At 62.5% G+C, this 8,763-nt stretch carries 8 protein-coding genes; 2 read left to right on the top strand and 6 right to left on the bottom strand.

The window, feature by feature from the left end; translation table 11 throughout:
- The 6 genes from ACY34H_RS24910 to ACY34H_RS24885 all read right to left on the bottom strand — a co-directional run.
- Window positions 1-1,403: flagellin N-terminal helical domain-containing protein (locus tag ACY34H_RS24910; protein ID WP_464980152.1), on the bottom strand; the 1,403-nt coding region annotated here is incomplete at its 3' end.
- A gap of 321 nt (window positions 1,404-1,724) precedes the next feature.
- Window positions 1,725-3,032, bottom strand: coding sequence for a flagellin N-terminal helical domain-containing protein (locus ACY34H_RS24905; RefSeq protein ID WP_464980151.1), 1,308 nt, complete (start codon window positions 3,030-3,032; stop codon window positions 1,725-1,727).
- On the bottom strand, window positions 3,029-3,190 hold the full coding sequence (locus ACY34H_RS24900; protein ID WP_464980150.1) for a hypothetical protein: 162 nt from the start codon (window positions 3,188-3,190) through the stop codon (window positions 3,029-3,031). Before ACY34H_RS24900 ends, ACY34H_RS24905 begins: the two co-directional genes overlap by 4 nt.
- Window positions 3,191-3,461: 271 nt before the next feature.
- Complete coding sequence (locus ACY34H_RS24895) at window positions 3,462-5,039, bottom strand: GGDEF domain-containing protein (protein ID WP_464980149.1); 1,578 nt, start codon at window positions 5,037-5,039, stop codon at window positions 3,462-3,464.
- Between the two features lie 187 nt (window positions 5,040-5,226).
- On the bottom strand, window positions 5,227-5,874 hold the full coding sequence (locus tag ACY34H_RS24890; RefSeq protein WP_464980148.1) for a response regulator: 648 nt from the start codon (window positions 5,872-5,874) through the stop codon (window positions 5,227-5,229).
- A 12-nt stretch (window positions 5,875-5,886) separates the two neighbouring features.
- The gene (locus ACY34H_RS24885; RefSeq protein WP_464980147.1) at window positions 5,887-7,323 is read right to left on the bottom strand and encodes a sensor histidine kinase; all 1,437 of its coding nucleotides are present in this window, start codon (window positions 7,321-7,323) and stop codon (window positions 5,887-5,889) included.
- Between the two features lie 53 nt (window positions 7,324-7,376).
- On the opposite strand from ACY34H_RS24885, the gene greB reads away from it, so the two are divergent.
- Window positions 7,377-7,934: a transcription elongation factor GreB gene (greB, locus tag ACY34H_RS24880; RefSeq protein WP_464980146.1), complete on the top strand. Its 558-nt coding sequence runs from the start codon at window positions 7,377-7,379 to the stop codon at window positions 7,932-7,934.
- Between the two features lie 166 nt (window positions 7,935-8,100).
- Window positions 8,101-8,742, top strand: a complete 642-nt coding sequence (locus ACY34H_RS24875) for a transposase (protein ID WP_464980145.1) — start codon at window positions 8,101-8,103, stop codon at window positions 8,740-8,742.
- The last annotated feature ends 21 nt before the right edge of the window (window positions 8,743-8,763 follow it).

Raw genomic sequence — 8,763 nt, 5'->3', positions numbered from 1 at the left:
GCCTGCTGCAGGATCTGGCCGCGGGTCATGCTCGCGGTTTCCGCGGCGAAGTCGGTGTCGACGATGCGGCTCTTCGATGCAGACAGGTTTTCCGTCGTGCTTTGCAGGTTCGAGATCGCCGACGAGAAGCGCGATTGCAGGGCACCGTAGGCGGCGCGCTGGGTGTTCACGGTTGCCAGTGCCGCATCGGCAATCTTGATTGCTGCCTGGGCACCCTTGAAGTCCGAGATGTCCAGCGAGGCGACCGACTTCAGGTCCGAGGTCGAGACGACCGAACCGGTGCCCGACAGGCCGGTTTCATCCGTGACCTTGAACGCGCCTTCGGAGTCATAGCTGAGCTGGCCGTTGGCCACGGCGGTATTGCCCGCGGTCTTCATGTCGAGAGCCGATGCGGTCGGAACGCCAGCGGCGTCGTACGTGCTCGCGGTGAACGTCGCCGTATTGCTGGTGGCGCGGGTATTGGCCATATCGATGTTGGCGCCGCTCGCATGCGTCAGCTTCAAGCCCTTGTTGGTGGCATCGTATTCCGCGGTGATGCCGGTCTTGGCGGACTGGGCATTGATCGCATTGATGCCGGCGGCATAATCGGCCGCCGTTTCACCGGTGCCGGAAACGCTGAAGTTGATCTTGACCGCGTCGCTGTTGTCGCCCTTCAGGTCGAACGAATAATCCTCGGCGCCCATATTCAGCAGCACTTCGGTCTTGGCCGAGGCCGTCACGCCGGTCGCGGCGGTCTGAGCGTTGACCTTGGCGGCGATCGACTTGGCGGTGTCGGTGTCCGTAGTTGCAATCTGCGTTGCGCTGCCGCGCACGCCGGAGATGTCGAGCGTGCCCGAGCTGCTGACCGACGTGGCCGAAGCAGCCTGGACTGTGTCGGCCGACACATTGTTGTTGCCATACGTGCCGGTCAGGAAGTTCGCCCCAGTGGCCGAGATCAGCTGGTTCGCATCGGCACCGACCTGGAAGTGGGCCGTGCCCATCGTGCCATCGAGCAGCGTCTGGCCGTTGAACGTGGTCGTTTGCGCAATGCGGTTCAGTTCCGACGACAGCTGCGTGACTTCGGTTTGCAGGGCCTGGCGATCCGATGCGGAGTTCGAGGCGTTCGACGATTGCACGGCCAGTTCGCGGATGCGCTGCAGGATGTCGCCCGACGAGGACAGCGCGCCTTCTGCGGTCTGCGCCATCGACACGCCATCGTTGGCGTTGCGGGTCGCTTGCGTCATGCCGCGGATCTGGGAGTTCATGCGGTCGGAAATCGCCAGGCCGGCGGCGTCGTCTTTCGCGCTGTTGATGCGCAGGCCGGAGGAAAGGCGCTGCAGCGAGGTCGACAGGGCGCCTTGCGAGCCCGACAGGTTACGTTGCGAATTCAGGGAAGCGATGTTGGTGTTGATGACCGATGCCATGGTGACTCTCCAATGCGGTACTGCTGTTCCGGCGCTTTGCTCGTTCCACTTTGGCCCGTCACGCTGTTCTTGTGACGATCAAGCCGCTGTTGTTTCAGGTAACGGGTTCCGCGTGGAAAGCTTTAGTGGCATGGGCGAGCTGAATTTCTGCATGCAAGCCCTAAAGTTATGCCTGCAGGCGCGTCCTTTCGGCAGCGTGCGGTGAATCTTTAGGGAGAATTGAGGGGTGTTTTGCCTTCAATTCGTGACTTTGAAGGGCGAAAAAAATCCCCGGCTGGACGGTGGCAGCCGGGGATGTTGTCGTTACTTCATGCGTTCGGATTAACGCAGCAGGCTCATCACGCCATTCGGCAGCTGGTTTGCCTGGGCCAGCATCGCAGTACCAGCCTGCTGCAGGATCTGGCCGCGGGTCATGCTCGCGGTTTCCGCGGCGAAGTCGGTGTCGACGATGCGGCTCTTCGATGCAGACAGGTTTTCCGTCGTGCTTTGCAGGTTCGAGATCGCCGACGAGAAGCGCGATTGCAGGGCACCGTAGGCGGCGCGCTGGGTGTTCACGGTTGCCAGTGCCGCATCGGCAATCTTGATTGCTGCCTGGGCACCCTTGAAGTCCGAGATGTCCAGCGAGGCGACCGACTTCAGGTCCGAGGTCGAGACGACCGAACCGGTGCCCGACAGGCCGGTTTCATCCGTGACCTTGAACGCGCCTTCGGAGTCATAGCTGAGCTGGCCGTTGGCCACGGCGGTATTGCCCGCGGTCTTCATGTCGAGAGCCGATGCGGTCGGAACGCCAGCGGCGTCGTACGTGCTCGCGGTGAACGTCGCCGTATTGCTGGTGGCGCGGGTATTGGCCATATCGATGTTGGCGCCGCTCGCATGCGTCAGCTTCAAGCCCTTGTTGGTGGCATCGTATTCCGCGGTGATGCCGGTCTTGGCGGACTGGGCATTGATCGCATTGATGCCGGCGGCATAATCGGCCGCCGTTTCACCGGTGCCGGAAACGCTGAAGTTGATCTTGACCGCGTCGCTGTTGTCGCCCTTCAGGTCGAACGAATAATCCTCGGCGCCCATATTCAGCAGCACTTCGGTCTTGGCCGAGGCCGTCACGCCGGTCGCGGCGGTCTGAGCGTTGACCTTGGCGGCGATCGACTTGGCGGTGTCGGTGTCCGTAGTTGCAATCTGCGTTGCGCTGCCGCGCACGCCGGAGATGTCGAGCGTGCCCGAGCTGCTGACCGACGTGGCCGAAGCAGCCTGGACTGTGTCGGCCGACACATTGTTGTTGCCATACGTGCCGGTCAGGAAGTTCGCCCCAGTGGCCGAGATCAGCTGGTTCGCATCGGCACCGACCTGGAAGTGGGCCGTGCCCATCGTGCCATCGAGCAGCGTCTGGCCGTTGAACGTGGTCGTTTGCGCAATGCGGTTCAGTTCCGACGACAGCTGCGTGACTTCGGTTTGCAGGGCCTGGCGATCCGATGCGGAGTTCGAGGCGTTCGACGATTGCACGGCCAGTTCGCGGATGCGCTGCAGGATGTCGCCCGACGAGGACAGCGCGCCTTCTGCGGTCTGCGCCATCGACACGCCATCGTTGGCGTTGCGGGTCGCTTGCGTCATGCCGCGGATCTGGGAGTTCATGCGGTCGGAAATCGCCAGGCCGGCGGCGTCGTCTTTTGCGCTGTTGATGCGCAGGCGGAGGACAGGCGTTGCAGCGAGGTCGACAGGGCGCCTTGCGAGCCCGACAGGTTGCGTTGCGAATTCAGGGAAGCGATGTTGGTGTTGATGACCGATGCCATGGTGACTCTCCAGACGGTACTGCTGTTGGGCGATTTGCTCGGTAACTTTGGCCCGTCACGCTGTTCCTGTGACGATCAAGCCGCTGTTGTTTCAGGTAACGGGTTCCGTATGGAAAGCTTTAGGGTTTTTTTGTGGGAAATCGAGTTTTTTTAAAGAAATGCGTGCGCGATGCTTACTGTAGAGCAGGCTTTAAAGGATTTTGCTGACAAAAGAAAAAGCCCGGCGGGGGCCGGGCTCATCAGGACAGGGCATCGCAGGCAGTGCAACGATTCACTCCGCCACGACAACCCGGTTCTTGCCCGTCTTCTTCGCTGTATACATGGCGCCATCGGCCCGCTTGACGAGCGCGGCCTGCTCCTCGCCTTGCCGGCGCAGCGCCACGCCGGCGGAAAACGTGATCAGCAGCTTTTCGTTCTCATGCATGAAGAAATGCCGGGTCAGGTCGCGCTGCAGCCGGGTCATGGTGGCAACCGCCGCGTCGACCGTGGTTTCCGGCAGCAGGATGAGGAATTCCTCGCCGCCGAAGCGGGCGATCACATCCATCGAGCGCAGCGTTTCCTTGACGACTTTCACCAGGTGCTTCAGGGCGCTGTCGCCGGCAATATGGCCGTAGGTATCGTTGAGTTTCTTGAAATCGTCCAGGTCCAGCACCGCGACGCACAGCGGCGTGCCGCGGCGGTCGGCGCGCGCCGTTTCGCGTTCGAACACGTCGTCCAGCCCGCGACGGTTCAGGCTGCCCGTCAGGCTGTCTTCGCGCACCAGTTCGCTCATATGCTGCAGTTGCGTTTCCAGCGCCTTGATGCGCTCTTCCGCATCCTGCACTTCCTGCCTGGCGCTGACCATATTGTCGCGCGCCTGCAGTGCTTCGCTCTGCACCACGCGGGTTTCGTGCAGCACCTCGTCGAGGATGTGGTTCAGCTCGGTAATGTCGTTGGCGTGGCTGATCTTCTCGGAATAGGCGCCGATCTTCTGGTGGAAGTCGCCGGTCGAGGCGGCTACCTGGCCGAGCCGGTCGATAAAGGTCATCACCATGTTCTTCACGGTGGCCTTGACGTCGGCCACGCTGTGTTTGAGCTGGCTTTGCTTGTAGATCACGTCTTTCAGGCTGCGGGTGGCCGCTTCCAGCGCGCGGGCGTCGAGCGGGCCGGCGATCAGTGCCTGCACGGTGTCGACCTGGCCGCGCAGCCAGGAATCGTCGTCCAGCAGTTCGCTGACGTTTTCCAGCAGCAGGCGGAACAGCCGCAACAGCAGTTCCTGCTGTTCGGCCGTGTCACCATGCTTGAGTTCGATTTGGTAGCACAGCTGCTTGAGCCGCACGGCAATCTCCGACAGGTCCGCCTCGGTATGCGCTTCCTTCGTGGCGGCGCCCAGCGATTCCGCTTCGGCCGCCATGACCGGCGAGCTCGTCAGCAGAGAAGCCACGGCCAGCGTCAGCGTGCGGCTGAGCAGGTCGCGCAGCAGCCGTGTCTGCTCACCTTCCGCCAGCGGGGCCAGTTCGATGCCGCCGGTTTTCTTGACGGGCCGCTCGGCCAGTTGCGACAGCGCCGTGGCGTAGGCATCCCAGTCGCGCGTCTTGACGGCGCGGTTGAAGCGGCGGCCGAACTCGGCCAGCTCGCCGGAAGCCTGCTCGGATATTCGCGCGGCAAAACGATTGAGGACATTTTCCGGGCCGGGGTCGGCCGGGATCGCCACCACGGGCGGCAGTGCGGGAATGCCGGCGATTTCATTGTAGATGTCCCGATACGCATCCGGCGTGGGTGCGATACGGCGTACCGCCAGGCGGCGAAACGCTTCGCGCGCGATTTCTGCCGGGTTCTGGTCCGCGTGACCTGGGGGTTTGCTCGACATCTGGCTTGCAGCCTTTACAAAGGATTACCAACAGCCTGCATGTTACGACAACGATGAAAGTATCGAAACACAGAGCAGCGAGGCATATTTCCTTTATTTTCGGAACCAGAAGTTGCCAAGCTTTATATCATTCTGAAAACGTTCGATCACACCGCCGGCCGCTCGGGCCGCGCGTTCAATCGAGCCCTCAGTCGATCAAGCCGTTCCTGATCGCGTAGTGCGTGAGCTCCGCGCTATTCTTCAGTTTCATCTTGACCAGAAGGCGCGCCCGGTACTCGCTGACCGTCTTGACCGACAGCGACAATTCCTTGGCGATCGCGCCGACCGTCATGCCCGAAGCGATCAGCGTCAGTGTCTGGTACTCGCGGTCGGACAGGGTTTCGTGCGGTGCCGCTTCGTGGTCGTCGCCCACGTGGTTGGCCAGTTCCTGGGCCAGCGCGGGGCTGATGTATTTTAACCCGCCAGCGACTTGCCGGATCGCAGTGACCAGTTCTTTCGGTGCGCTCTGCTTGGTGAGATAGCCGGCCGCGCCGGCCTTCAGCGAGCGGATCGCGTACTGGTCCTCGCGGTGCATCGACAGCATCAGCACGGCCAGCTCCGGCTTTTCCTTCTTGATCTGTTTCAGCACCTCGATGCCGCTGCGGTCGGGCATCGAGATATCGAGCAGCACCACATGGCAGCCCGACTTGCGGAACAGGCGCAGCGCATCGCTGCCGTTTTCCGCCTCGCCGGATACCACGATGTCGCGGGTGTCGGCGAGAATCTGCTTCAGGCCCTCGCGCACGATCGCGTGATCGTCGGCGATGAAAACCTTGATGGCTGCCTTGTCGCTCATGCTGCGTCAGTCCTATTTCGTTATTGCAGGCCGAATTGTAGCCGCTTCCAGCCCTTCGCCCGGGCTCCGCCGTATCCGGATCGCCACCACGGTGCCGCCGCCCGGTGCATGGGACACGTTCAGCGTGCCGCCGAGCGCCCGCGCGCGCTCGGCCATGCCGCGCAGGCCGAACGAGCCCGGCTTGGCGCGGTCGGCGGCACGGATGCCGCGGCCATTGTCGGTGATCTTCACGTCCACGTGCTCGCGCGTGCTCTGCAGGCGCACCGCGACGCTGGAGGCGTGCGCGTGCTTGGCGATATTGGTCAGCGCTTCCTGCACGATGCGGAACAGCGCGGTGGCCTGGTCGGGATCGAGCGCGACATCCTTTTCGTTGGACTGGAACCTGCATGCCAGGCCGCCCTGCGCGGCGAATTCCTCGACCTGCCACTCCAGCGCGGCGACCAGGCCGAAGTCGAGGATGGAGGGCCGCAAGTCCAGCGTGATGCGGTGCACGGCATCGATCGTGCGGTCGGCCAGCTGGTCGACATACGCCGCTTTTTCCGCCAGCGCGGCATCGCCCTCGGGCAGCCGGGCGGCCAGCATCGCCAGCGCCATCTTGATGGCGGTGAGGTTGCCGCCCAGGTCGTCGTGAATCTCGCGCGCGATGCGCGTGCGTTCCTGCTCCTTGACCTTCTCGATGTGCGCGGTCAGCTCCGCGAGCCGGGCGCGGCTGGCCCGTACCTCCAGCTGTTCCAGCTTGCTCTCGGTGATGTTGGTCATGATGCCTTCCCACTGCACCGCGCCACCGGGCAAGACGTGCGGCGTGGCGCGCAGGTTGATCCACTTGACGTCCTTCCAGGCCTCGATCCAGATGCGGCCTTCCCAGTTCCAGCTCCACAGCGTGCCCGCCGAGGACGTCATCGAATCCAGGTACGACTGGCGGTCTTCCGGCAGCACGAGCCGGGCGAAACGTTCCGGGTCGGCCGCCAGTTCGGCCGCCGGCATGCCGAGCAGCGCCTGGCAGCCCTCGCTCAGGTAGGGATAGGATACCCGACCATCCGTCTCGCGGCGGAACTGATACACCAGGCCGGGCGTATGCGAGACGATCGCGTCGAAACGCGACTGCACCTGCTGCAGGGTTTCGGCGGCCGTGTCGTCGTCGGCGATCGCCAGCACGCAGTCCCTGCCGCCATGGTGGACGTTCGCCAGGCGCAGCGCGACGCGCTGGTGCGTGCCATCGGCCCGCGCCAATATGGTGCTGACGGTGGCGCCGCTGTCGAGGGCAGCGTCGAACTGCTGGCGGGGCAGGGCGGGAGCGAGGCTGGCGAAGTGGTCGCCCGCGCCCATTCCCGAATGCCGGTCCGCGGCCGGGTTGGCGTCGAGCAGGTGCAGCGTATGCGGATCGATCAGGAAGAGCTGGGAACGGGTGGCTTGCCACACGGCTTCGTGGCAGGAATGGACAATGCTCATAAGTGTGTACAATCGTTCCGTATTGGCAGGATGATACGTGAAACACCACCCCCATGAACAAAGCTTTTGTGAAAGAAACCGAGCAGGACGATGACGACGACGTCCAGCTGGCGCCGCCGATTCCTGCCGGCGCGAAGAACTACATCACCCCCACCGGCTACCGCCGCATCAAGGACGAGCTGCTGCAGCTGATCGATGTCGAGCGGCCCGAAGTGGTGAAGGTCGTGCATTGGGCCGCCTCGAACGGCGACCGCTCGGAAAACGGCGACTACATCTACGGCAAGCGGCGCCTGCGCGAAATCGACCGCCGCATCCGCTTCCTGACGAAGCGGCTCGACCTGGCCGAAGTGGTGGACCCCAGCGTGCACCACGGCAGCGACCAGATCTTCTTCGGCGCCACCGTCACCTACAGCAACCAGGACGGCGTGGAAAATACCATCACGATCGTCGGCATCGACGAATTCGACCCGCTGAAGGGCAAGGTCAGCTGGATCTCCCCCATCGCCCGCACGATCACCAAGGCGCGCGAAGGCGACACCGTCACGCTGCACACGCCGACCGGAGTGGAGGAGCTGGAGATACTGGAAGTGAGTTACCCAGCGGCGGAATAAGAAATAGGGACGGACCCAAGAAATAGGGACGGACCCTGTTTTTGGGGAAATTTCCTGGAAAACAGGGTCCGTCCCTATTTTTCTGGTTTTTGTTTTGCTGACGCGGCTCAGCTCCCGTCCGTGGTTTGAGTGGCAAAGTCTGGCGACTTACATAACGGGAGTTGTCATGCCACGCCGCGCTCGCCTGCTGCTGCCTGGAGTTCCTTTACATATCACCCAGCGAGGACACAATCGGCAGCCATGTTTCCATGTCGATGCGGACTATCGTACCTATCTCTACTGCATGCGCAAGAATATCGAACTAATGGATATATCAGTGCATGCATATGTATTGATGACCAATCATGTGCACCTGCTCATCTCGTTCGAACAGCCGGACACCGTAGGCGAGTTCATGAAGGCACTCGCTCAGCACCACACCCAATACCTGAACGAGCGGCTGGAGCGCACGGGCACCGTTTGGGAAGGCCGCTTCAAGTCGTGCCCGGTGCCGACGGAAAAATACCTGATCATCTGCCAGAAGTACGTCGAGCTCAATCCCGTCCGCGCCGCAATGGTCGATAGCGTTGCCCAGTATCCATGGTCCAGCTACCGCGAAAATGCGGGCTTGCGACACGATGACTTGGTGCGGCCGCATCAGTTGTACCTGGACCTTGGCAGCACGATGCAGGGAAGGGCGGATTACTACCGACGGCTGTTCAATAGCGCGGATGAGCGATTGTTCGACGATATTCGAAAAGCGACAGCCGCCGATACCGTCCCGGGATCACCGCCGCCATTGCGAGGCCGGCCGCGAACAAATAAATAGGGACGGACCCTGTTTTCCAGG

The sequence above is a fragment of the Pseudoduganella sp. jia 9 genome (genome assembly GCF_055502615.1).
The sequence above is the reverse complement of the archived record's forward strand: the minus strand, read 5'-3'. Positions and strand labels throughout refer to the sequence as shown.